This window comes from Robertmurraya phoenicis, assembly GCF_047302285.1.
Lineage (GTDB): Bacteria > Bacillota > Bacilli > Bacillales > Cytobacillaceae > Robertmurraya.
Genome location: NZ_CP154845.1, coordinates 24534 through 49693, shown reverse-complemented (window position 1 = coordinate 49693; position 25160 = coordinate 24534). Strand labels below are relative to the sequence as shown.

General features: G+C 38.5%; 24 protein-coding genes. All 24 read left to right on the top strand.

Going from position 1 to position 25160, the window contains the following annotated elements; genetic code table 11:
• Nucleotides 1–248: 248 nt before the first annotated feature.
• The 24 genes from metG (at nt 249) to yabQ (ending at nt 25151) form a co-directional block, all read left to right on the top strand.
• Nucleotides 249–2198, top strand: a complete 1950-nt coding sequence (gene metG / locus AA0X71_RS00225) for a methionine--tRNA ligase (protein ID WP_413362410.1) — start codon at nt 249–251, stop codon at nt 2196–2198.
• A gap of 250 nt (nt 2199–2448) precedes the next feature.
• A complete protein-coding gene (locus AA0X71_RS00220; RefSeq protein ID WP_413357939.1) occupies nt 2449–3216 on the top strand; it encodes a TatD family hydrolase in 768 nt (255 codons plus the stop codon).
• Nucleotides 3217–3451: 235 nt separating this feature from the next.
• On the top strand, nt 3452–4636 hold the full coding sequence (locus AA0X71_RS00215) for a ubiquitin-like domain-containing protein (protein WP_413357937.1): 1185 nt from the start codon (nt 3452–3454) through the stop codon (nt 4634–4636).
• Between the two features lie 385 nt (nt 4637–5021).
• Nucleotides 5022–5582, top strand: a complete 561-nt coding sequence (gene rnmV / locus AA0X71_RS00210) for a ribonuclease M5 (protein ID WP_413357935.1) — start codon at nt 5022–5024, stop codon at nt 5580–5582.
• Complete coding sequence (gene rsmA, locus AA0X71_RS00205) at nt 5575–6453, top strand: 16S rRNA (adenine(1518)-N(6)/adenine(1519)-N(6))-dimethyltransferase RsmA (RefSeq protein WP_413357933.1); 879 nt, start codon at nt 5575–5577, stop codon at nt 6451–6453. The genes rnmV and rsmA overlap by 8 nt, the downstream gene beginning before the upstream one ends.
• A 203-nt stretch (nt 6454–6656) precedes the next feature.
• Complete coding sequence (gene yabG / locus AA0X71_RS00200) at nt 6657–7520, top strand: sporulation peptidase YabG (RefSeq protein WP_413362408.1); 864 nt, start codon at nt 6657–6659, stop codon at nt 7518–7520.
• Nucleotides 7521–7903: 383 nt separating this feature from the next.
• Entirely contained in the window at nt 7904–8167 is a 264-nt protein-coding gene (gene veg / locus AA0X71_RS00195) for a biofilm formation stimulator Veg (RefSeq protein ID WP_019157175.1), read from the top strand.
• Between the two features lie 138 nt (nt 8168–8305).
• The gene (locus AA0X71_RS00190; RefSeq protein WP_413357931.1) at nt 8306–8494 is read left to right on the top strand and encodes a small, acid-soluble spore protein, alpha/beta type; all 189 of its coding nucleotides are present in this window, start codon (nt 8306–8308) and stop codon (nt 8492–8494) included.
• Between the two features lie 232 nt (nt 8495–8726).
• On the top strand, nt 8727–9596 hold the full coding sequence (gene ispE, locus AA0X71_RS00185; protein ID WP_413357929.1) for a 4-(cytidine 5'-diphospho)-2-C-methyl-D-erythritol kinase: 870 nt from the start codon (nt 8727–8729) through the stop codon (nt 9594–9596).
• Nucleotides 9597–9655: 59 nt separating this feature from the next.
• Complete coding sequence (purR, locus tag AA0X71_RS00180) at nt 9656–10483, top strand: pur operon repressor (RefSeq protein WP_413357927.1); 828 nt, start codon at nt 9656–9658, stop codon at nt 10481–10483.
• Nucleotides 10484–10500: 17 nt separating this feature from the next.
• Nucleotides 10501–10875, top strand: coding sequence for a 2-iminobutanoate/2-iminopropanoate deaminase (ridA, locus tag AA0X71_RS00175; protein ID WP_413357925.1), 375 nt, complete (start codon nt 10501–10503; stop codon nt 10873–10875).
• Between the two features lie 204 nt (nt 10876–11079).
• On the top strand, nt 11080–11370 hold the full coding sequence (spoVG, locus tag AA0X71_RS00170; protein WP_019157170.1) for a septation regulator SpoVG: 291 nt from the start codon (nt 11080–11082) through the stop codon (nt 11368–11370).
• A 398-nt stretch (nt 11371–11768) separates the two neighbouring features.
• Nucleotides 11769–13136, top strand: coding sequence for a bifunctional UDP-N-acetylglucosamine diphosphorylase/glucosamine-1-phosphate N-acetyltransferase GlmU (gene glmU / locus AA0X71_RS00165; RefSeq protein WP_413357923.1), 1368 nt, complete (start codon nt 11769–11771; stop codon nt 13134–13136).
• Between the two features lie 67 nt (nt 13137–13203).
• Nucleotides 13204–14160, top strand: coding sequence for a ribose-phosphate diphosphokinase (locus AA0X71_RS00160; RefSeq protein ID WP_413357921.1), 957 nt, complete (start codon nt 13204–13206; stop codon nt 14158–14160).
• Between the two features lie 234 nt (nt 14161–14394).
• Complete coding sequence (locus AA0X71_RS00155; protein ID WP_413357919.1) at nt 14395–15033, top strand: 50S ribosomal protein L25/general stress protein Ctc; 639 nt, start codon at nt 14395–14397, stop codon at nt 15031–15033.
• Nucleotides 15034–15124: 91 nt separating this feature from the next.
• Complete coding sequence (gene pth, locus AA0X71_RS00150; RefSeq protein WP_413357917.1) at nt 15125–15685, top strand: aminoacyl-tRNA hydrolase; 561 nt, start codon at nt 15125–15127, stop codon at nt 15683–15685.
• A gap of 97 nt (nt 15686–15782) precedes the next feature.
• Nucleotides 15783–16013: an anti-sigma-F factor Fin family protein gene (locus AA0X71_RS00145; RefSeq protein ID WP_413357915.1), complete on the top strand. Its 231-nt coding sequence runs from the start codon at nt 15783–15785 to the stop codon at nt 16011–16013.
• A 130-nt stretch (nt 16014–16143) separates the two neighbouring features.
• Nucleotides 16144–19686, top strand: coding sequence for a transcription-repair coupling factor (mfd, locus tag AA0X71_RS00140; protein ID WP_413357913.1), 3543 nt, complete (start codon nt 16144–16146; stop codon nt 19684–19686).
• Nucleotides 19687–19922: 236 nt separating this feature from the next.
• Nucleotides 19923–20459, top strand: a complete 537-nt coding sequence (gene spoVT, locus AA0X71_RS00135) for a stage V sporulation protein T (protein WP_413362406.1) — start codon at nt 19923–19925, stop codon at nt 20457–20459.
• Nucleotides 20460–20728: 269 nt separating this feature from the next.
• The gene (locus tag AA0X71_RS00130; protein WP_413357911.1) at nt 20729–22342 is read left to right on the top strand and encodes a putative polysaccharide biosynthesis protein; all 1614 of its coding nucleotides are present in this window, start codon (nt 20729–20731) and stop codon (nt 22340–22342) included.
• A 7-nt stretch (nt 22343–22349) separates the two neighbouring features.
• Complete coding sequence (mazG, locus tag AA0X71_RS00125) at nt 22350–23810, top strand: nucleoside triphosphate pyrophosphohydrolase (RefSeq protein ID WP_413357909.1); 1461 nt, start codon at nt 22350–22352, stop codon at nt 23808–23810.
• A gap of 35 nt (nt 23811–23845) precedes the next feature.
• The gene (locus AA0X71_RS00120; protein WP_413357907.1) at nt 23846–24106 is read left to right on the top strand and encodes an RNA-binding S4 domain-containing protein; all 261 of its coding nucleotides are present in this window, start codon (nt 23846–23848) and stop codon (nt 24104–24106) included.
• A 119-nt stretch (nt 24107–24225) separates the two neighbouring features.
• Nucleotides 24226–24528 (top strand): sporulation protein YabP, encoded by a 303-nt coding sequence (gene yabP, locus AA0X71_RS00115; protein ID WP_413357905.1) that lies wholly within the window; start codon nt 24226–24228, stop codon nt 24526–24528.
• Nucleotides 24525–25151, top strand: a complete 627-nt coding sequence (yabQ, locus tag AA0X71_RS00110; protein WP_413357903.1) for a spore cortex biosynthesis protein YabQ — start codon at nt 24525–24527, stop codon at nt 25149–25151. Before yabP ends, yabQ begins: the two co-directional genes overlap by 4 nt.
• Nucleotides 25152–25160: the final 9 nt, after the last annotated feature.

Genomic DNA, 25160 nt, shown 5'->3' with positions numbered 1-25160 from the left:
GAGTGTACTGGACTCAAAATTACATTTATTTATCTATCAGCAAATAACCTATATTCCAAAGGTTGTTGATTATTGTAAAATTTACCCCAATAATGTTCCAGTTAAACACAACTCGTCCATTTTTTTCTAAATTTTATAGATAATTTTGATAGGTTGCTTCTATCGAAAAGGAAAATGCAGACTTTCTGCCATTCTAAAAGCCTATAACATGGCAAATTAATTTTAATTCCCTATGAGGAGGGACCATTATAGTGGAACAATCTAAGACGTTTTATTTAACAACGCCGATTTATTATCCAAGTGGAAACTTACATATTGGTCATGCCTATACGACAGTTGCAGGTGATGCAATGGCTCGTTATAAGCGTTTGCGTGGATATGATGTAATGTACTTAACGGGAACGGATGAGCATGGGCAAAAAATTCAACAAAAGGCTCAGGAAAAAGGGATTACTCCCCAAGAATATGTCGATGAGATTGTATCAGGAATTCAAGAACTTTGGAAAAAGCTTGATATCTCTTATGACGATTTCATTCGTACAACGCAAGATCGTCATAAAATAGTAGTAGAAAAAATCTTTGCTCAACTACTCGAGCAGGGGGATATTTATTTAGATGAATATGAAGGTATGTATTGTACGCCATGTGAGTCATTCTTTACGGAAAGACAATTAAATGAAGGAAAGTGTCCTGATTGCGGAAGACCAGTGGAAAAAGTAAAGGAAGAATCGTATTTTTTCAAGGTTAGTAAATACGCGGATCGTTTGCTTCAATATTATGAAGAGAATCCACAATTCATTCAACCGGAATCTCGTAAAAATGAGATGATTAATAATTTCATTAAACCTGGTCTAGAAGATTTAGCTGTTTCGAGAACGACTTTTGACTGGGGGATTAAAGTTCCTGGTAATCCTAAGCATGTGATTTATGTATGGATTGACGCTCTTTCTAATTATATTACGGCATTAGGATACGGGACAGATGATGAAAGCAAATACAATAAGTATTGGCCTGCGGACTTTCATTTAGTTGGAAAAGAAATTGTCCGTTTTCATACGATTTACTGGCCAATTATGTTAATGGCATTAGACTTACCTCTTCCTAAAAAGGTATTTGCCCATGGATGGCTATTGATGAAGGACGGAAAAATGTCTAAGTCAAAAGGGAATGTCGTTGATCCGGTAACACTCATCGATCGCTACGGATTAGATGCTCTTAGATATTACTTGCTTCGTGAAGTTCCATTTGGAGCGGATGGGGTCTTTACACCAGAAGGGTTTGTCGAAAGAATCAATTTTGATTTAGCGAATGATTTGGGAAATCTTCTCAATCGTACGGTAGCGATGATCGACCGCTACTTTGATGGAATGATACCTGCTTACAAAGGATCAGAAGGAGAGTTTGACCAGCAACTTCTTCAAGTAAACCTAGATACAGTGCAAAAATATGAGGAAGCAATGGAGAATATGGAATTCTCTGTAGCGCTAACTTCCTTATGGCAGCTTGTGAGTCGTACGAACAAATATATAGATGAAACACAACCATGGGTGTTAGCAAAAGAAGAAAAAATGGAACCATTGGGTTCTGTGATGGTCCATTTGGCTGAGTCTTTAAGAAGAGTGGCGATTATGCTACAACCGTTCTTAACAAGAACACCTAAAGGAATCTTTGAACAGCTTGGTGTGGCAGAGGCTTTAACCACATGGGAAAGCTTAGAGACATTTGGAGTGATTGGAGAAGGAGTTAAGGTAGCAAAAGGAAATCCTCTATTCCCTCGTCTAGATATTGAAGAAGAGGTCGCTTTTATAAAGGAAAAAATGCAAGGTTCTGCTCCTACTCCAGTGGAAGAGAAAAAAGAAGAAGTTCCAGAAAGTGAAGAAATTACGATTGATGACTTTATGAAAGTCGATTTACGTGTGGCACAAGTGTTAGCCGCAGAGCCTGTGAAGAAAGCAGATAAATTGCTAAAGCTTCAACTAGACTTAGGCTATGAGAAACGCCAAGTTGTATCGGGGATTGCTCAATTTTATAAACCTGAACAACTTGTCGGTCGAAAAGTTGTATGTGTGACCAACTTAAAGCCTGTTAAACTTCGTGGAGAACTTTCTCAAGGGATGATTTTAGCAGGGTCGAAGGATGGCGAATTATCACTTGCAACCATTGCAGAATCACTCCCACTCGGAGCACGAGTAAAATAATCGTTTTTGAAAGGAGCATAGAAATGTTTCACGTGTAACAATAAGCGCGAAACGTTTCTATGTTTTCTTTAATTTGAATAACAATGAAGGTTGTTAAAATAGGATTTGGTGTAAATATTAACTTTATGAGAATAATGTGTGGGAATTTTTAATGTTTTTCAAAAATAACAATAGGTCGACAAGATAAAAAGAAAAGAAAAAGATAAGATTGTAACAGAAAAATAATATATGAAATGAAGGGAGAATTTTGATGTTATTCGACACACATGCCCATTTGAACGCAGAACAATTTGAAGATGATGTAGAGGAAGTTATTACAAGGGCACAGGAAAACGGAGTAGAAAATATGGTTATTGTTGGATTTGACCGTCCAACGATCACGAGAGCAATGGAATTGGTTGAGCAATATGATTTTATGTATGCAAGTATTGGTTGGCATCCTGTAGACGCGATTGATATGACAGATGAGGATTTAGCTTGGATTGAGGAGCTTTCGAGTCATCCTAAAGTAGTCGCGATTGGAGAGATGGGCTTGGATTATTATTGGGATAAATCACCGAAAGAGGTGCAAAAAGAGGTCTTCCGGAAACAAATCCAGCTAGCAAAGAGAGTAAAACTACCGATCGTCATTCATAATCGGGAAGCAACAGCGGATATTGTGGACATTTTAAAAGAGGAGGGGGCTGCAGAAGTCGGTGGAATTATGCATTGCTTCAGTGGAAGTGTGGAAGTAGCCCAGGAATGTCTACAAATGAACTTTTATATTTCATTAGGGGGACCGGTCACTTTTAAAAATGCCAGAAAGCCAAAGGAAGTAGCGGAGGCTATTCCGTTAGATAAGCTTTTAATTGAAACGGATTGCCCTTACTTGGCACCACATCCATACAGAGGAAAAAGAAATGAACCAAGTTATGTCAAACTTGTGGCAGAACAAATAGCGGAGTTAAAGGGAATTTCCTATGAAGAAGTTGCGGAAATTACAACCGCGAATGCGAAAAAATTATTCGCCATAATATGATATAGAATGCTGTCGAAATAGATGGATGCTTGTCCAAATCAATTCCGATTCTAAAAAGTTCTACATGTCTCCTTTTCTTCATAGGATAACCATGTCGATAAGTCCCTCTTTCCTTTTCTGGATATATTTCGCATAATAGGAAATATGTTCGGGAAGTGGAGGGTTGACATGCACGTGTTAAGTTCTATATAATCACTCGAGAGAGAAGGAGGCGTTTTTCATCGTAATCAAAAACATGAAAAACCTGTTTTCCAAGTCTTTGAGTAAAAAGAAAGTAACCGTTATTGGAGCTAGTTTCGTAGTGTTTGTTGCAGCTTTTGGATTTGTTTTCTATGAAACTACGAAAAAAACTGTAGCATTAACTCTAGACGGTCAAGAGAAAGTGATTAAAACACACGCAGGAACGATTGAAGAAGTACTAGAGGAATTAGATATTTCTCTACACTCAGAAGACTATGTGTCTCCATCTGCCAATACGAAAGTCAAAGACAATCTAAAGGTAGAATGGAAGCCAGCAAAGCAGGTTCAGATAGTTAAGGAAAACGAAACGAAACAAGTCTGGACAACAGCCGATACGGTTGAAGCATTTTTAAAAGAACAAAAGGTAACTTTAGGCGAGCATGATCAAATTCATCCTACGATTGAAACAGAGATTAAAAATGATTTACAAATCAAAATAGATAAAGCTTTCTCTTTAACACTGAATGACGGTGGAGAAGAAAAGCAAGTATGGTCCACTTCGACTACGGTCGCTGACTTTTTATCACAACAAGGAATCACACTGAATGAATTAGACCGAGTTGAACCAAAGACGGATGAAAAAGTCAAAGAAGACGCTATTATTAACGTCATTCGAGTTGAAAAAGTCACCGATGTAGTGGAAGAACCAATAAAATTTGCTGTTGTCACGAAGCAGGACAGTAGTCTCACCAAAGGAACAGAAAAAACCGTAACGAGTGGTCAAGAAGGACTTCTTAAGAAAGAATACGAAGTGGTTCTTGAAAACGGTAAAGAAGTGTCTCGAGAACTGGTCAAAGAGTCTACTTTGAAGGAAAAGAAGGATAAAGTAGTAGCTGTTGGTACGAAAGTTATTGCTCAAACGGTATCTCGTGGAACAAATGATAATGTTAGTAAAGAGTTCACCGTAAGCTCTACAGCTTATACCGCTAACTGTAATGGTTGTTCAGGAAGAACAGCTACAGGATTTAATTTAAAGGCGAACCCGAACGCGAAGATCATTGCTGTCGACCCAAGCGTAATTCCTTTAGGAACAAAGGTCTATGTTGAAGGTTATGGCTATGCTGTCGCAGCTGATACAGGCTCAGCTATAAAAGGGAACAAGGTTGATGTATTCTTTTCTTCCAAGTCGGCTGCTTATCGCTGGGGCAGGAAGAGCGTAAAGATCAAGATCTTAAATTAAGCTTGTGATTAGGTGAGATCTACTTACTTGAGTCGATTTTACATTGTATTATGGAGAATTAAAAAACGAACGATTACTTAATTGTGCAAAATTATTTTTTTGCATTCCATTTATATTTTATGGATATCTATTTATGAACGTATGTTTTTTACTTGAAGTGAACCGGATGAAATTGATTCGCTTAATAAAAAGTCATGTTAAGCAGGGGACGTCCTCTGCTTTTTTTGTTTTTTACACAATTTTTCTTTACACTTATATAGACGAATTAGATTACAAAATTGTTTCAAATATATTTAATTTTTTTCAAAAAAATAATAAGATTTTTTAGTAGAGTTTCAAGCATTCGAATTAAGATTGAATGCGCTGGTATTTTCGAGGAGGATTTATGAAAATAAAAGAGATTATTGTGGTTGAAGGTAAGGATGACACAACTGCAATAAAAAGAGCAGTAGATGCAGATACAATTGAAACAAATGGCTCAGCCGTTAATATGGAGACGATTGAAAAGATCCGGCTTGCACAAAAGATAAGAGGCGTGATCATTTTTACAGATCCTGATTATCCAGGACAAAAAATCAGACAAACGATCGCCCTCCATGTTCCAGACTGTAAGCATGCTTTTATTCCAAAGGAAGCAGCCCTTCATAAACATGGAAAGGGAGTCGGGGTAGAACATGCCTCTCCAGACGAGATTCGCAGAGCGTTAAAGAATGCCCATCTTATGATGGAGGACACGGTTGAAGTTATTACCCAAGACGATCTCATTGTAGCCGGCTTAATTGGTGGCCCTCGTGCAAAAGAGCGCCGAGAAAAGTTAGGGAAGTTGTTGAAAATTGGATATACGAATGGGAAACAACTACATAAACGTTTGCAAATGTTTCAAATTAGTCAAGAGGACTTTGGACAAGCGATAAACGTTATCAGGCAGGAGGAGAACCATGAATAAAGATATTGCTACCCCAGTTAGAACACGTGCAATACTAGAAAAGTACGGATTTTCTTTTAAGAAAAGCCTCGGTCAGAATTTCCTGATCGATACCAATATCCTGAATCGAATCGTGGACCATGCGAATTTAACGGAAGAATCAGGCGTAATTGAAGTTGGACCTGGAATTGGTGCCCTTACAGAACAGATCGCTCGTCGCAGTAAAAAAGTTGTCGCCTTTGAGATTGACCAGCGTTTACTCCCAATCTTAGAGGATACATTGTCTCCTTATGGGAATACGAAAATCATTCATTCAGATGTGTTAAAAGCGGATGTTGCAGAAATGATCGCAAACGAGTTCGTGGGATTTACCGATATCATGGTCGTGGCCAATCTTCCTTATTATGTGACAACACCAATCATCATGAAGCTCCTAGAGGAGAAACTTCCGATACGAGGAATTGTCTGTATGCTGCAAAAAGAGGTGGCTGAAAGAATTGCCGCTAAGCCAGGGACGAAGGATTATGGTTCTCTTTCAATAGCGGTGCAATATTATACAGAGGCAGAGACGGTTATGATTGTGCCTAAGACGGTTTTCGTGCCTCAACCGAATGTCGATTCTGCTGTCATTCGTTTAACGGTTCGAGAAACGCCAAAGGTGGCCGTGAAGAGTGAATCATTCTTCTTCCAAGTGACAAAAGCAAGTTTTGCGCAAAGAAGAAAAACGATCTTAAACAATTTAACGAGTCAACTTCCTCAAGGAAAAGAGAAAAAAGAGCAAATTTTGGCAGCGTTAAACGAAGCCAATATTGAACCGACGCGACGAGGAGAAACTCTATCGATTGAAGAATTTGCTTTATTAAGCGATGCGTTACTCCCGCATTTTCAATAAAACATTTGCTGAGGCTGAACTCAAGATTCGAGTTCAGCCTTTTTATTATGCCTATTCATATAACCCCCTTCAAAAGCACATGTTTGACGTCCTATGCATATTTTAAGTAAAAACACCTAGATTTTGCTTACATTCTTATCCCTCTCAAAAAAAGAGGGATCTACTTGTGCTAATTGGAGTGACGATCAGTGACGATTAACCTCATGGATATTGTTGGAAGGGTTTCTTACAATTGTGATATTTTGTTTCGTGTCATCGATATTAAAGAAGAAAATGGTCAAAAAAAAGCTGTGTTGTATGGTGAGGATATTCGTTTAATAGCAGATGCTCCTTATGAAGATCTACTTGTGATTGACCAGATGAAGAGAATGGAATTAACACAGGAGTTTCGTTCTCTTGAAGAGCAGTCCTTTAGATTGTTTAAGCAGGACATCGATTTGTTAAAGCAAAGACAAGAGTATGATACGACAGAAGGCTATAAAATGAAGGTTAACTATTTTCAACTTCCAGGCCGTGTTCTTCATATTGATGGGGATCCATCCTATTTACAAAAATGTTTAAATCTTTATGAGAAAATCGGAATTCCTGTTACAGGGATTCATTGTAATGAAAAAGAAATGCCTCAGAAAATAAGTCAACTACTAGAGTATTATCGCCCTGATATATTGGTTATTACAGGACATGATGCCTATTCTAAATCAAAAGGGGCAATTGGAGATATAAATGCTTATCGCCATTCTAAATTTTTCGTTCAAACGGTAAGAGAGGCAAGGCGAAAAATTCCCAATTTGGATCAATTAGTGATCTTTGCAGGTGCTTGCCAATCCCATTTTGAATCGCTTATACATGCGGGAGCCAATTTTGCCAGTTCCCCTTCACGGGTAAATATCCATGCCCTAGATCCAGTTTATATTGTCGCCAAAATAAGCTTTACCCCATTTATGGAAAGAATCAATGTTTGGGACGTGCTACGAAACACACTTACCGGCGAAAAAGGACTAGGCGGAATTGAAACAAAAGGGATCTTAAGAACAGGGATGCCATTTCATTCGGAAAATCAGAATTAAACTTTTCGACAATAGCAGACATTTTTGAAAGGGAAAGTGGTAGGTCTTTCTTTTTCTACCACTTTTATGTTAAAGCACCTGGACAGTTATTATACTTATCCATTTTTAAAGGATTTATCGATTTTTATAAAATATACATAATCCTGTCAAATTAGGAAAGTATATTATGGAGAGTTATTTTCGACAACGGAAAGTTATTTTTGCTAACGCGAAAAAAGATCAAGGAAAGTTATTTTCGCTAACGCGAAAAAACTTTGTAGAAATTTAGAAAAAAATGTGGAATAAAATCTATTGACATTTATTTTTAAACACTGTTATAATTTATATTTTTAATTGACTATATTATGTCAGTGTGTTATACTTTACACAGTGAGGTGGACCGAATGGCAAAAACGTTAATTGATATTAAGAAAGCCCTTGATTCAAATTTAGGGAAGAGATTGTTATTAAAGGCCAACGGTGGACGTAGAAAAACGATCGAACGTTCTGGTGTTTTGGCTGAAACTTATCCATCGGTATTTGTGATTGAGTTAGACCAAGATGAAAATGCATTCGAACGTGTATCGTACAGCTATGCAGATGTACTGACAGAAACGGTTCAAATTACCTTCTATGAAGATACAACAGGACAGGTAGCGTTAAGCTAAAAAACCTATATTTTAAGTGAGCAGTGAACAAAGATGTTTACTGCTTTTAATTTGCCCTTTTTTCCAAAACGGATAAATTAGGCTCTCATGAAATGGTATCTCCTTATTCATACTAAGAATACGTAGTGGAGAAAGGAGATGAACATTTTGGGCAGAAGACGACGTGGAATGATGTCTGAAGGTTTCAAAGAAGAGTTAGCAAAAGAGCTTGGCTTTTATGATGTTGTCCAAAAAGAAGGTTGGGGCGGAATTCGTGCGAAAGATGCTGGTAATATGGTGAAGAGAGCGATAGAAATTGCTGAACAACAATTAGCCAAAAAACGATAGCAAGGGCGAATTTAATAATCAAATGGATTCACTACGTAAAGTCGGGGCTTTCTAGCTCCGACTTGATTTATGAGGTTTTTGAGCCCTTTTTTCGTAAGCGTTTTTTAAAATGTCAAGAAGAGCAGGTCTTATATGTGTCGTTTTGTGGTAAAATAGGACAAAAAATGGAGAATCTTACTGCTCGTGCATTTGCATATAGTATAGATTGAAATTATTCAAGTAGGTGGAAGTGTTGAAGGTCTTAATTAAGGCACCGGCTAAAATAAATTTATCATTAGATGTTTTACATAAACGACCAGATGGCTATCATGAGGTTGAAATGATCATGACGACGATTGATTTAGCCGATCGGATTGAATTAACTATGCTGCCTGAGGATCAAATTAAAATTGTTTCTCAAAATCGTTTTGTCCCAGATGATCAGCGGAATTTGGCTTACCAAGCTGCGAAGCTTTTAAAAGATAAATTTCAGGTAAAAAAAGGTGTGCAGATCAATATTGAAAAAACAATTCCTGTTGCGGCCGGACTTGCTGGTGGCAGCAGTGATGCGGCAGCCACTTTAAGAGGATTAAATAAGCTATGGAAGTTAGGATTATCATTGGACGAGCTCGCAGAACTTGGAGCCTTGATCGGTTCTGATGTATCCTTTTGCGTATATGGTGGTACTGCCTTAGCGACAGGTAGAGGAGAGAAGATTGAGCATTTGCCGTCGCCTCCGAGCTGTTGGGTTGTTTTAGCGAAGCCTCTAATAGGCGTTTCTACAGCCGACGTTTATGGTCGACTGCAATTGAAAGAGATTGAACACCCAAACACGAATAAAATGATTGAAGCCATTCAGAATCAGGATTTTGCTGGCGTTTGTGAAAATGTAGGAAATGTTCTTGAAGGAGTAACATTGAACTTATATCCTGAGGTCGCCCAAATTAAAGAGCAAATGCACAGGTTTGGTGCGGATGCTGTATTAATGAGCGGCAGTGGACCAACGGTTTTTGCCCTTGTACAGCATGATTCAAGAATGCATCGCTTATATAATGGATTACGAGGATTTTGTGATCAAGTTTTTGCGGTGAGATTACTCGGTGAGAGGAACCCTCTTGATTAAATCCGTATATTAATGATATATTAACGTTAAAATATTCGGATAAAAGGAGGTTCTGTCCGGTGAAGTTCCGTAGAAGTGAACGTTTAATCGATATGACCCATTATTTACTTGACCACCCTAGAGAACTTGTTTCCTTATCGTTCTTTTCGGAAAGATATGGTTCAGCGAAATCTTCGATTAGTGAAGATCTAGCCATCATTAAAGAAGCCTTTGAGCATAGAGGAATTGGAACGCTTCAAACTGTACCAGGTGCTGCAGGTGGGGTTAAATATTTTGTGAAGGTGTCAGAGCTCGAAGCAAAGCCCTTTATCGATGAGCTGTGTGCATTAATTGCCAGTCCTGATCGACTTTTACCAGGAGGCTATTTGTATATGATGGACTTATTAGGAGATCCATCTATCGTACAGCGGGCTGGGAGATTATTAGCATCCGCATACATAGACATGAAAATTGATGTTGTCATGACAGTGGCGACGAAAGGAATTCCTTTAGCTTATGCTGTAGCAAGTCAGTTGAATGTCCCTGTCGTGATTGTTAGAAGAGATAGCAAAGTAACGGAAGGTTCAACCGTGAGTATTAATTACGTCTCTGGTTCTTCAAAAAGAATCCAAACGATGCTGTTATCAAAGCGAAGCTTAGAAGAAGGCTCAAACGTACTAATCGTTGATGATTTCATGAAAGCGGGCGGAACGATTAACGGGATGGTTAGTCTGTTGGAAGAGTTTAATGCCGCTGTCGCTGGTATCGCGGTTCTTGTAGAAGCGGAGAAGACAGAAGAACGATTAGTCAATGATTATCTTTCATTAGTGAAGCTTTCAGATGTAGATGTTAAGGAAAAGAAAATTACCGTAAGTGAAGGCAATTATTTTCAAAAAGTCGAAGTTTGAATTAGGAGGGTGAATTCATGAAAATCGTACAAACAAATGAAGCACCGGCAGCTATTGGACCCTATTCACAAGGGATCGTTGTAAATAATCTTTTTTATAGTTCTGGACAAATTCCGTTAACTGCTTCAGGAGAAATGGTTCAAGGTGATGTGAAGGAGCAAACGCATCAAGTATTTAAAAACCTACAAGCTGTTTTAAAAGAAGCGGGAGCATCTTTAGAAACAGTCGTAAAAGCAACGGTATTTATCAAAAATATGGACGATTTCGCAAATATCAATGAAGTGTACGGAGAATATTTTTCAACTCATAAGCCAGCTCGCTCTTGTGTAGAGGTTGCGAGATTACCAAAGGATGCTTTAGTAGAGATTGAAGTCGTAGCATTAGTCAAGTAGTGAAAAGGTCCTAACATAGGACCTTTTTTCGATAAAAATAGGATTAAACTACTAAAAAAGAGTGTTAGATGACGATGAATTTTGAAAGCGAATTCACGTCTTCGACTTAATTTTGAAAAAATTTTCGTTAAAAAGAAGGATAATAAGAAGTTATGTTGAATTAGTTAACTAGATTTTTATCTATTTGCAAAGGTGGTGAACAAAATGGAAGTGACAGACGTTAGACTACGCCGTGTAAATACTGAAGGACGTATGAGAGCGATAGCTTCGATTACACTTGATGATGAGTTTGTCGTTCATGATATTCGTGTCATTGATGGAAATAATGGATTATTTGTAGCGATGCCAAGTAAACGAACTCCAGATGGAGAATTTCGAGATATTGCCCATCCGATTAATTCAGGAACACGCGGTAAAATCCAAGAGGCTGTTTTGGCTGAGTACCACCGTCTAGGTGAAATAGAAGTTGAATTTGAAGAAGCCGGAGCTTCGTAGGATATAGCAACAAGGGCCTACTTCATAAGTAGTGCCTTTTTTCTTTGAAATAACTCCCCCCTTTACTTACCCGAATGCTACAAAAGTAAAACCTCTTTTAAAAAAAATTCATTTCTTTTTTTAGAGACATAATGCCCTCAATTCGTTACATTTTCCACTCGATCGGATATGTCGAAAATTTGTACTTTATGAAGCGTCCTTGAAATAGTTATCTATTTAGGATATATTCTTAATGGATTATTTTAATTTTTTCTATTGAGAAATCCTTTATAATAAGGGTAAGAAAAATGAACAGTCAGGCTAAATGATAAAAATTTGAATATAGAACACTGATGTTTGTTTAGCAATCATTAAATGGATGTGTCCTATAATATGAAAATTATAATGGAGGACTGTCAATGTCTAAACGTTATGCTGTCATCCTAGCCGCAGGTCAAGGGACTAGGATGAGGTCAAAATTATACAAGGTTTTACACCCTGTGTGTGGAAAACCGATGGTTCAACATGTCGTCGATCAAGTATCTAAGCTAGATATTGACCATATCGTGACGATTATAGGACACGGAGCAGAATTAGTGAAATCTCAGCTTGGTGAGCAGTGTAGTTATGCCTTGCAGGAAGAGCAGTTGGGTACAGCACATGCTGTTATGCAGGCGCAAGCCATGTTAGAAGACAAAGAGGGAGTTACACTTGTTGTCTGTGGCGATACCCCATTGATTAAAGCAGAAACGATGGAAGCCCTCTTTAAACAGCATGAAGAACAAAAAGCAAAAGCAACTGTACTAACGGCCTATGCTGCGGATCCTACAGGGTATGGACGTCTTATCCGTAATGAAAAAGGACTAGTTGAAAAGATTGTCGAGCATAAGGACGCTTCAGAATCAGAACGAGAAGTGAAGGAAATCAATACAGGTACATATTGTTTTGATAACCAAGCCTTGTTTGCAGCATTGAAAAATGTTTCAAATGAAAATGTGCAAGGTGAATACTATTTACCTGATGTGATCGAAATTTTGAAAAACGCTGGTGAAATCGTATCTGCATTCCAAACGGAAGATTTCGAAGAGACGTTAGGAGTTAATGACCGAATTGCGTTATCACAGGCAGAGGCGATCATGAAAAAGAGAATCAACGACGTCCATATGCGTAATGGTGTGACGATCATTGATCCGAATAATACGTATATTGGTGCAGATGTTGAAATTGGTTCTGATACGATTGTTCAGCCAGGAACGATTATTTCAGGAAAGACGAGCATTGCCTCTGATTGCGTAATTGGACCAAACAGTGAGATTCAAAATTGCCAAGTTGGAGAAGGTACGGTCATTCGTCAATCAGTTGCCCATGACAGCTTAATCGGTAGTCAGGTTAATATTGGACCATTTGCCCATATCCGTCCTCAATCTAATATCCATGATGATGTGAAAATCGGCAATTTTGTTGAAATAAAGAAAACAGTCTTCGGAAAAGGTAGCAAAGCTTCCCACTTAAGTTATATAGGCGATGCAGAAGTTGGGAAAGATGTCAATATTGGCTGTGGCTCGATTACGGTTAACTATGATGGCAAGAATAAATTTTTGACGAAAATTGAAGATGGAGTCTTTATTGGCTGCAACTCTAACTTAGTTGCACCTGTAACTGTTGGAGCAGGGGCTTATGTTGCCGCTGGTTCTACAGTGACGGAAGATGTACCAGGCAAAGCATTGGCGATTGCCAGAGCAAGACAAGTGAACAAGGAACAGTACGTGGATAAATTAAATAAATAAGTTTCTATCTTGAGATTGATTGAAGGAATAAAGTAAGCCAAAAAAGATAAGCAATTGGAGGTTCATCATGTCAAATCAATATTTAGACCCGAATTTAAAGGTGTTTACGTTAAATTCAAACCCGGAGCTTGCAAAGGAAATTGCGAAAGTAATCGGTGTAGAATTAGGAAAGTGTTCCGTTCAGCGCTTTAGTGACGGAGAAATCCAAATTAACATTGAAGAAAGTATTCGTGGTTGTGATGTGTTCGTCATTCAATCCACAAGCTCTCCAGTTAACGAGCATTTAATGGAATTACTGATTATGATCGATGCTTTAAAACGAGCTTCAGCAAAAACAATCAATATTGTTATGCCATACTATGGATATGCTAGACAGGATCGTAAAGCGCGTGCTCGTGAACCAATTACAGCAAAGTTAACCGCTAATTTACTTGAAGTAGCTGGTGCAACTCGCGTTATTACGCTCGATTTACATGCTCCACAAATTCAAGGTTTCTTTGATATCCCAACTGATCACCTAATGGGCGTTCCGATCTTAGCTGATTATTTTGATAGCAAAGACCTTGGAGGAGATATCGTTATCGTTTCTCCTGATCATGGTGGCGTTACACGTGCTCGTAAAATGTCAGACCGTTTAAAAGCTCCAATTGCAATTATTGATAAGCGTAGACCAAAGCCAAACGTGGCAGAAGTTATGAATATAGTTGGGAATATTGAGGGAAAAGTGGCCATCCTTATTGATGATATTATCGACACGGCTGGAACGATTACATTGGCAGCAAATGCATTAGTCGAAAATGGGGCGAAAGCTGTATATGCGTGCTGTACGCACCCAGTTCTATCAGGACCAGCTATTGAACGAATCGAGAATTCTAAAATTAAAGAGTTGGTTGTCACAAACTCCATTGCATTATCAGAAGAAAAAATAACAGGCAAGATTAAGCAATTGTCTGTGGCTTCTTTAATTGGTGAAGCGATTATCCGCGTTCACGAAGATCAATCTGTAAGTACTTTGTTTGATTAATACTCCTAAAGGTTAGGCTTGCTATTAAAGCAAGCCTTTCCGTCTACATAAAAAAATATTTTCCACCTAGATTTTCAAAGGGTTTAGGCCATTCTTCGCCGTCACTCTTTAAACGTTTATGTTTATTCCTTACTTATTATGGGCATTTTTTATAGAAGAGAGTGAATTCGTAAGATAAGCTATTTGCGGTATTCTCTTTGAAAAAGACTTTGACAATAAGGAAGGGGAATTTAAATGAGTACAGCACTACAGGCAGTAGAAAGAACAGAATTTAGGAATTCTGCGTTAACGAAGATCAGAAGAGAAGGAAATATTCCAGCTGTTGTATACGGAAACAAATTGGAGACGAAACCCATATACATAAATGGGGCAGATTTTATTAAAACGATGCGCGAGGTTGGAAGAAACGGGGTTTTTCCATTAGACTTAAATGGGAAACAGGTCAATGTGATGTTAACGGACTATCAAGCAGATGCGATTAAGAATGAGGTTATTCATGCTGACTTGCTTGCTGTAGATATGAAGAAAGAAATTCAGGCTGATGTTAGAATTAGTCTATTAGGTGAAGCCATTGGGGTCAAGGACGGAGGCGTGCTACAACAATCGTTGCACGAGGTTTCGGTAACATCAACACCGTCAAATATTCCACAAATAATTGAGGTTGATATTTCTCATCTTGAAGTGGGTGGAACGATCACGATAGCAGACCTGAAAACCAATAATTTTGAAATTAACCATGATTCTGAACAAACGATTGCTTCCATTCTTCCTCCGAAAGTAGAAGAAGAAATTGACTCTGGCGAAGAACAAGAAGAAGGGGTTCCAACTCAGGAAGAGGGACGAGAAACAGAAGCAGAATCAAAAGAAGAGTAACTCCATAAGATGTTAAGGGACTGGCTTAAAAAGGTCAGCCCCTTAATGTGTATAGATTGATGAGAAAACGGCTAATGAAGGTGTGAAAAAGATGAAGTTAATTGTGGGATTGGGGAATCCAGGAAAACAATACGAGAAAACTAGACATAATATTGGATTTGAAGTCATAGACGAATTATCAGAAAGACTACAAATTCCTCTTAATCAATCAAAGCACAAAGGGCTTTATGGGATAGGGAATGTTCGAGGGGAAAAAGTTATTTTACTTAAGCCTTTAACGTATATGAACTTATCTGGAGAGTCGGTCAGGCCTTTGATGGATTACTATCAAATAGAGCTTGAAGATGTAATTGTCATTTATGATGATCTTGATTTGCCAGTGGGAAGAATTCGCTTAAGGCAAAAAGGGAGTGCAGGAGGGCATAATGGAATAAAATCTATGATTGCTCATATGGGCACTCAGGAATTTAATAGAATACGAGTGGGGATAAATCGACCAACTAATGGTCAGCCTATTGTAGACTATGTTTTAGGGCGATTTACAAAGGAAGAACGGGAGCAACTTGAACTCGTCATTAAAAAATGTTCAGAGGCTTGTGAAGCTATATTTGAAAAGCCATTCTTGCAGGTTATGAATGATTTTAATCAGTAGAATGAAGATGCAATTCATATTCAGACAATCGGCATGAATAAGTACCTTTTAAACGGTTCATAATAATATATAGAATGGTTTAAGAGGAGGGCTTTATATGGCTCTAAAATATCATTGCCGTCATTGTGGGATCGAAATGGGCAAGATTGATGATATGTCGGTTGATTCGGAGAGATTGGGACTCCATAAGCTGACCAATGAGGAACGAATGGAAATGGTCTCTTATGATTCAACAGGGGATATCCATATTAAATCGATCTGTGAAGATTGCCATGAATCATTGGAACGAAATCCAGCCTATTATCAAAATGACTATCTCATTCACTAATACAAGCTTTGGACTTTCTAATCCAAAGCATTTTTCTATTTAGATTTTTGTTATTATTATTATTATTTTCATAAAGAATACGAATTTTACTATAAAGATATTTTTCAGAAGACATGGGAGGAGGAGCCTTGTGTTAGGTCTTAAACAGCTATTTACAGGACAGGATGATATTCGATCGGTTGTAGCAGGTGTTCAAGAAGGACTTAAGGAACAGTTGGTTGCAGGTCTATCAGGCTCTGCAAGAACCGTATTTTTAGCGTCCGCTTACAAAGAAACGAAAAAGCCACTATTGATTGTGACATACAATCTATTGCAGGCTCAGAAACTATATGATGACCTTGTTCAATTGATTAATGAAGAAGAGGTATTTCTATATCCAGCCAATGAACTGATTGCAGCGGAAATGAGTATTGCGAGTCCAGAATTAAGAGCTCAGCGTATAGATGTCTTAAATTACTGGAGTCAGCATGATGAAGGAATTATTATCGTTCCCATTTCAGGGTTACGAAAAATCGTTCCCCCTAAGTCATTGTGGAAGGAAGAACAGATTACCCTGAAGGTCGGGGACGATCTTGATATAGAAGGTCAGTTGTTAAGGCTCGTAGAAATGGGATATGTGCGATCAGAAATGGTTTCATCTCCTGGAGAATTCAGTGTTCGAGGAGGAATTGTTGACATCTATCCTCTAACTGAAGAAGATCCGATTCGCCTTGAGCTATTTGATACGGAAATAGAATCGATCCGCTATTTTTCTTTAGAGGATCAGCGCTCCCGTGACAAATTAAATGAAATTCTGATTGGGCCAGCGACAGAAACACCGTTTCATGAGGAGCATTATGAAGAGGTCGCGAAAAAATTAGAACTAGGTTTAGGCAAAAGTCTGAAAAAAATAAAGGACGAAAAAGCAAAGATAGCTCTTACGCAAAATATTAATCACGAGATTGAGCAGTTAAAGAATCACCAAAAACCAGAACAACTTTTTAAGTATCTATCATTGGCATACGAACAATCTAATAGTCTAGTGGACTATTTACCATCTGATGCTCTTATTTTTGTTGATGAAATTAGTAGAGTTCAGGAAATGAATGATTCTTTGGACAAGGAGGAGGCGGAATGGTATTTCAGTCTCTTAAGCGAAGGAAAGATCATTCATGATTTAGTGATTAGTCACCAAATTCAAGCAAGAATACAAAAGACAAAACATCCGATCGTTTATATGTCCTTATTTTTACGTCATGTCCCAAATACGAATCCACAAAATATTATTAATATTTCGTGTAAGCAAATGCAAAATTTCCATGGCCAAATGCATGTTCTTAAAAGTGAAATTGAGCGCTTGCAAAAAGGAAATTATGCAGTGGTTTTTCTTGGGGCAGATGGAAAACGAGTTGAAAAGCTTGAACAAGTGCTTGAAGATTATGGGATTGAAGCGAGCGTCATTCATGAGAGCCAATCGCTCTCTTTTGGTAAAGTTCAGATCATGCAGGGAGATCTACAAACAGGGTTCGAACTTCCGATTCAAAAAATGGCCGTCATAACGGAAGAAGAGCTTTTTAATCGAAAGCCGAAAAAGGCTCGTCGTCACCAACAGAAGTTATCCAATGCTGAGAGGATAAAGAGCTACTCAGAACTTAAAGTTGGAGATTATGTCGTTCACGTCAATCACGGGATCGGGAAGTATTTAGGAATTGAAACATTAGAAATCAATGGCATTCATAAAGACTATCTCCATATTCGTTATCAAGGCAGCGACAAGCTTTATGTACCAGTCGAACAAATTGATCTTGTGCAAAAATATGTTGCTTCAGAAGGCAAGGAGCCGAAAGTTTATAAGCTCGGTGGGAACGACTGGAAGAAAGTTAAGAATAAGGTTCAGTCGTCTGTACAGGATATTGCCGATGACTTAATTAAACTCTATGCCGAAAGGGAAGCTTCTAAAGGTTATGCGTTCTCTCCAGATGCAGATATGCAAAGGGAGTTCGAGACATCCTTCCCATATCAAGAAACAGAGGATCAGCTCCGTTCCATTCAAGAAATTAAAAAGGATATGGAAAAAGAACGTCCAATGGATCGTTTATTGTGCGGTGATGTAGGTTATGGAAAAACAGAGGTAGCTATACGTGCCGCTTTTAAAGCAATAGCTGACGGAAAACAAGTGGCGATACTTGTTCCAACTACGATTCTAGCTCAGCAGCATTATGAAACGATGCGAGAAAGATTTCAAGATTATCCAATCGAAATTGGCTTATTAAGCCGTTTTAGAACGAAAAAACAACAAGCCGAAACGATCAATGGGTTAAAAAATGGAACGATTGATGTCGTAGTTGGAACGCACCGTCTCCTTTCAAAAGGGATTGTGTATCGAGATTTAGGACTGCTTATCATTGATGAAGAACAGCGTTTTGGAGTCACACATAAAGAAAAAATTAAGCAGATGAAAACCAATGTTGATGTTCTCACATTAACAGCGACACCAATACCAAGAACCTTGCATATGTCCATGCTTGGGGTGAGGGATCTATCTGTAATTGAGACCCCTCCTGAAAATCGTTTCCCAGTCCAAACGTATGTGATGGAATACAATGGTGGGCTAGTAAGAGAGTCAATTGAGCGGGAATTAGCTCGAAATGGCCAAGTGTATTTCCTTTACAATCGTGTTGAAGATATTGAACGGAAAGCAGAAGAAATCTCGATGCTTGTACCAGATGCCCGTGTAACGTACGCTCATGGTCAAATGAGTGAGAATGAGTTGGAATCTGTCATGCTTGGATTCCTTGCGGGAGAATATGATGTTCTTGTCAGTACGACGATTATTGAAACAGGTGTCGATATTCCGAATGTAAATACACTGATTGTTTATGATGCAGACCGCATGGGATTATCGCAGCTGTATCAGCTACGTGGCCGTGTAGGTCGTTCTAATCGTGTTGCCTATGCTTATTTTACGTATCGTAAGGATAAGGTGTTGACTGAGGTGGCAGAGAAAAGACTTCAGGCGATTAAAGAATTCACAGAGCTAGGCTCAGGTTTTAAAATTGCGATGCGTGATTTATCCATTAGAGGAGCCGGAAATATTCTGGGTGCTCAGCAGCATGGATTTATTGACTCTGTAGGATTTGATCTGTATTCGCAAATGCTTAAAGAAGCAATTGAAGAACGCAAAGGGGAATTCGAAAAGGTAGAGAAGGAACAAAGTGTTGAAGTAGATTTAGAAATCGATGCTTATATTCCAGATGCGTATATTTCTGACGGACATCTGAAAATTGAAATGTATAAACGATTCCGTGGAGCGACAACAATAGAAGAGGTTCAAGAATTACAGGAAGAGATGATCGATCGTTTTGGGGAATACCCAGAAGAAGTCTCTTATTTATTCCAGATTGCGGAGATAAAAGCACATGCAATTATGGTCGGTGTCGATTCCATCAAGCAAGTAAAAGACGAAGTGACGATTCTGTTATCGGAACAGGAAAGTGCCCGAATTAATGGGCAAAAAATCTTTGAGATTAGCAATCAATTTAGGAGAATGGTCGGTTTAGGAATGGAAGGTAACCGATTGAAAATGGTTCTTCATATAAAAGGGGTTGAAGTTGCTCACTGGCTTCAGGCTGCTTTCACGATGGTTCAGGGTCTCCAGGAAGCGAAAAGAGATGAGGAAAAAACCGTCTCTTAAGGTTCTGGAAAATTGGGCGTGTCCTCTAGTTTGATTTCTAAAGGTGTGGGTAAAGAGAAATCATAATGGAATATTTTCACTCTGATGGCAAAATTACTAAACAGGAGAAAAAATATTTGTTTGTGTATAGAACTTTCCATATGAAAGATACTAAGTTCAAACATGGCAAAGATTTCACATCCGTTGAAGTCATGCCAGTGCTACAAAATCATCAGATGAAAGTGAGGCAACGTTGGATGAAAGCAACTGGTATTGTTCGTCGAATCGATGATTTGGGTCGTGTCGTTATTCCGAAAGAAATTCGCAGAACTCTTCGCATTCGTGAAGGGGACCCACTAGAAATATTCGTTGATCGCGATGGGGAAGTCATTCTGAAAAAATATTCACCCATCAGTGAATTAAGCGATTTTGCTAAGGAATATGCAGAAGCACTATTTGATAGTTTGGGAAATCCCGTCTTAATATGTGACAGAGACGCATACATTGCAGTAGCAGGGAGCTCAAAAAAAGATTATTTAAATAAGAACATTAGTGACCTTATTGAAAAAACGATGGAAGAACGAAGCTCAGTGTTGAAAACGGGCCAAAGTGAAGTTGCTATCATAGAAGGAAATGAAGAAGCCGTAACCTCTTATACAGTTGGTCCTATCATCGCTAATGGAGACCCAATTGGAGCAGTCGTCATTTTCTCAAAAGAAGGAACACTAGGCGAAGTAGAACAAAAAGCAGTAGAAACCGCAGCAGGATTCTTAGCACGACAAATGGAATCGTAACTCCTCGACAACAGCTTTAAACGATTTTATAACATACGGTTATACGGATATATGCAAACGATTTTTGGCTTATTTTAGCAGAGCTGAAAGGCGTACGAAACCGAGGTTTCGTACGAAAGAAACCAAAAATCAATAGCGTAATCCATTTTCGAAAAAAGGTAGCGTTCCTTAGCTACCTTTTTTCATTTCCCTCTAAATGCTTCTGGTGATGTGCTATAATACAGTCAATTCATTACTCTTTAAAAAGTATTTCGGAAGGAGTTGTGCTTGTGCAGCCCGCACAACAGTCAAAGCTTTTAGTTAGAGGAGCTTTCGTATTAGCGATCGCCGCTCTATTAACGAAAATATTAAGTGCTGTGTATCGAGTACCTTTTCAAAATATCGTAGGGGACACAGGCTTTTACATATATCAGCAAGTTTATCCTCTTTATGGAGTCGCTCTCGTTCTAGCAACGACTGGTTTTCCGGTTATAGTATCAAAGCTTTACACAGAGCAGAAAAATCAATTAGAAAAGCAGCGATTAATGGTCATCTCTGCTGTTTTTTTTCTCGTACTGGGCGTGGTTATGTTTCTCCTCCTCTATTTTGGAGCAGAATCGATTGCCCGCTTTATGGATGATCCAGAACTTTCTCTGTTAATTAAAGTGATATCGGTTGTCTTTTTGATCATGCCCTTTACAGCTATATTCCGAGGATATTATCAAGGAAAGGGCAATATGGTTCCGACTGCTTACTCACAAGTGGGAGAGCAATTTGTTCGTGTTGCGACGATCCTAATCGCAGCCGTACTGTTTATGAGAGCTGGTTATAGTCTTTATGAGGTTGGAGCGGGAGCTGCGTTTGGTTCGATTACAGGAGGAATCGTTGGAATTATTATTTTAATTACTTTTATTTGGGTAAAAAAAGATTATGAGATCATTCGACTGAAGGAGATACGCCGATTTTTCGAGTTCCATGAAGTCATGGCGGTCATGAAAATATTACTTATACAAGGATTTGCGATTTGTATAAGTAGTATGCTCTTACTATTAATGCAGTTAGCTGACTCGTTGAATTTATATTCGTTACTCATATCCGAAGGGTTAAATGTCGAAGATGCTAAAGGAATAAAGGGGATCTATGATCGAGGCCAGCCGCTGATTCAACTTGGAACCGTCGTAGCGACATCGATGTCCCTTTCACTTGTTCCACTAATTGCGAGTGATAGAATGAAGAAAAGTGTTGAGGCTCTCCAGCAGCATATTCAATTAGCTATTCGTGTTAGCTTTGTGATTGGTCTTGGGGCTACAGTGGGCTTAATGACAATTATGGAACCGACCAATATAATGCTGTTTGAAAATCGAGACGGAACAGAAGTGCTTTCGATTATTACGATGACGATTTTACTTAGTTCTATTATTATGACACTCATTGCTATTTCTCAAGGGTTAGGGGACACCATTTGTCCAGCCATTGCTGTCATAATCGGCTTTGTCTGCAAATACTCCCTCAATCTTATATTCGTGCCAGCCTATGGCACAATAGGGGCAGCGTGGAGTTCTAATATCGCCCTAGCGCTCATCCTGCTTATTCTTTTCATCCGCATGCGATTCAAAAGGAGAAGCAGTATGCGTCTTCTTCCTATGGTGCTTAAAGGAATTTTGGCAGCGGTCGCGATGTACATCATGTTAAAAGGTTACTTGTTCCTATCTGATTTTATGTACCCATTAGGACATCCGCGCTTAATTGCTTCGATGCAAGCTTTGAGTGCCGTTGTTATAGGCGCGCTTAATTATTTGTTTGTGATTATTCGGACGAACGTTTTTACAATAGAGGAACTTACATTACTTCCTTTTGGGAGTAAAATTATGCATTTATTTCCACGAAAGCGAAATAGGAGATGAAGAACATTTGAATAAAATATTGATTATTGGTTTAGGTGCCGGAACGTTAGAACAATTGCCATTAGGAATCTACCGTCTACTCACAAAAGCTGAACAAGTATTCTTACGGACAAAAGAGCACCCGGTTATTAAGGAATTACAATCTGAAGGAATAACGTTTTCATCCTTTGATGATACATATGAAAAACATGATTCATTCGAAGCTGTGTATGAGGAAATCTGCGAAGCGTTGTTTAAGTTAGCAGAAAGCCAGTCGATTATTTATGCAGTCCCAGGTCATCCCCTTGTTGCAGAACGTACTGTGCAACTGTTATTAGAGCGGGCAACAGATCGAGGAATTGAGATTGAGCTTGGTGGAGGGCAAAGCTTTCTTGATCCATTGTTTCAGGCGGTTAAAATAGATCCGATTGAAGGGTTTCAATTACTTGATGCAACAAGCTTAAAAGTAGATGAGTTAGAAATACGCCAGCATATCATTATTGGACAAGTATATGATAGTTTTATGGCTTCAGAAGTAAAGCTAACCTTAATGGAGAAGCTCCCAGACGACTATGAAGTTTACATCGTTACTGCTGCAGGAAGTGATGAAGAACAGGTAACGAAGGTTCCTCTTTATGAATTAGATCGGGAAGTATCACTCAATAATTTAACCTCTATCTATGTTCCACCTGTGAAGGATGAGGTCGTTCTCTATAAGCAATTTTCAAAGCTTCGCCAAATTATTGCTGAACTAAGAGGACCGAACGGCTGTCCGTGGGATAAAGAACAGACTCATCAATCTTTGAAAAAGTATTTGATTGAGGAGAGTTTCGAAGTCATTGAAGCCATTGATGAAGACGATATCGATCACTTAATTGAGGAATTAGGAGATGTGCTTCTCCAAGTCATGCTTCATGCTCAAATTGGTGAGGATGACGGTTATTTTTCTATGGATGATGTGATTGAATCGGTTAGTGATAAAATGGTGCGACGCCATCCTCATGTGTTTGCCGATAGTGAGGCTAAAACGGCAGATGATGTCGTGAAGAATTGGCAGGAAATTAAAAAGGCTGAAAAAGGGGAAGAAACAGTCACATCTCTTTTAGAAGGAGTAGGCAAGCATTTACCGAATACGTTAAGAGCCTATGAGATTCAAAAGAAAGCAGCCAAGGTAGGGTTTGACTGGGATAAGGTCGAGGATGCGTTTACGAAAGTAAGAGAAGAAATCGATGAATTCGAGAGGGAAATGAAAGGGAATGACTCCGAGCATTTAATGCAAGAATTCGGAGACATCCTATTTGCTTTCATCAATGTTGCCAGGTTTTATAAGATAAATCCGGAAGAAGCTCTATTTAATACGAATCAAAAGTTTATCCGTCGCTTTACCTATGTGGAGCAAAGAGCAAAGGAAAATGGCAAGGACTTTGATGATTTTACATTAGCGGAATTAGATGAATTCTGGAATGAAGCAAAAAGGAAGGGATTATAGTTTCTTACCGCAAAAAAATACAGGAGTGAAAGTCAATGAGATTAGATAAATTTTTGAAAGTGTCGAGATTAATAAAGAGAAGAACGTTGGCAAAGGAAGTAAGTGACCAAGGAAGAATTACTATTAATGGACAAGTAGCGAAGGCAAGTTCCGTGGTGAAAGTAGGAGATGAGCTTGCGATTCGCTTTGGGCAAAAAAGAGTAATGGTGAAAATTGAGCGCCTTCAAGAAACGGTAAGAAAAGAAGACGCGGCTGCAATGTATACGATCGTAAAAGAGGAAAAAGTAGAAGATTAAAGGTAGATAAAGTCAAAACACATCTATAAGAGCAGGGAACCTGAAAGCTTGTTCTATTACTCACTCATCCCTCATACACTTGTACAAATGCGTATTTGGAAAAAGTGAGGGATGAGATTATGAGTCAATATCAAGATATGAATACAACAAAAGGACCTGTTCCAGAGCATGATGTCATCATGAGAGGAAGGAAGTTGCTTGACATTACGGGCGTAAAGCAAGTCGAGAGCTTTGATAACGAGGAGTTTTTGCTAGAGACGGTTATGGGTTTCTTAGCGATCAGAGGACAAAATCTACAAATGAAAAACCTTGATGTCGACAAAGGGATTGTATCATTAAAGGGGAAGGTATTTGATCTTGTTTACCTTGATGATCAACATGGGGAGAAGGCTAAGGGCTTCTTTAGCAAGTTGTTCCGATGACACTCTCGACACAATTTTTAACAATGCTTGCCATGATTGGCATGGGAAGCTATTTTGGCGCCTCGTTAGATACGTATAATCGTTTTCTACAAAGACAAAAAAGAAAAAGATGGATTGTCTTTTTTCATGACATCCTTTTCTGGCTTCTTCAAGGATTGTCGATTTTTTACGTTCTCTTTCTCGTTAATAAAGGGGAACTAAGGTTTTACATCTTTTTGGCTCTTTTATGTGGATTTGCCGCCTATCAAAGCTTGTTGAAAGAAGGATATTTACGATTGTTAGAGATTGTCATTTCGATGGTAATCTCTATTTATCGGTTTATTGTCAAAATGGTACGTGTTGTGATTATTCGACCGCTTTATTCTTTTGTCATGCTATTAGTATCTTTTTTGATCATGATCGGAAAAGGACTTTTAGCACTTGCGAAAGGGATCTGGAAGGTTATATTATTCGTTATAAAAGTGTTATTAAAGCCATTTGAGTGGATTTTGATGTTTTTTTGGAATTTATTGCCGAAAAAGATTAAAAAAATGGTCGAGAAGATATATAATAATTTTGCAGGATTTTTTAATAAAAGCAAGAATACCATTTATAAGTTAATTTCTAAGTGGAAAAAACAATAGACTACGCCA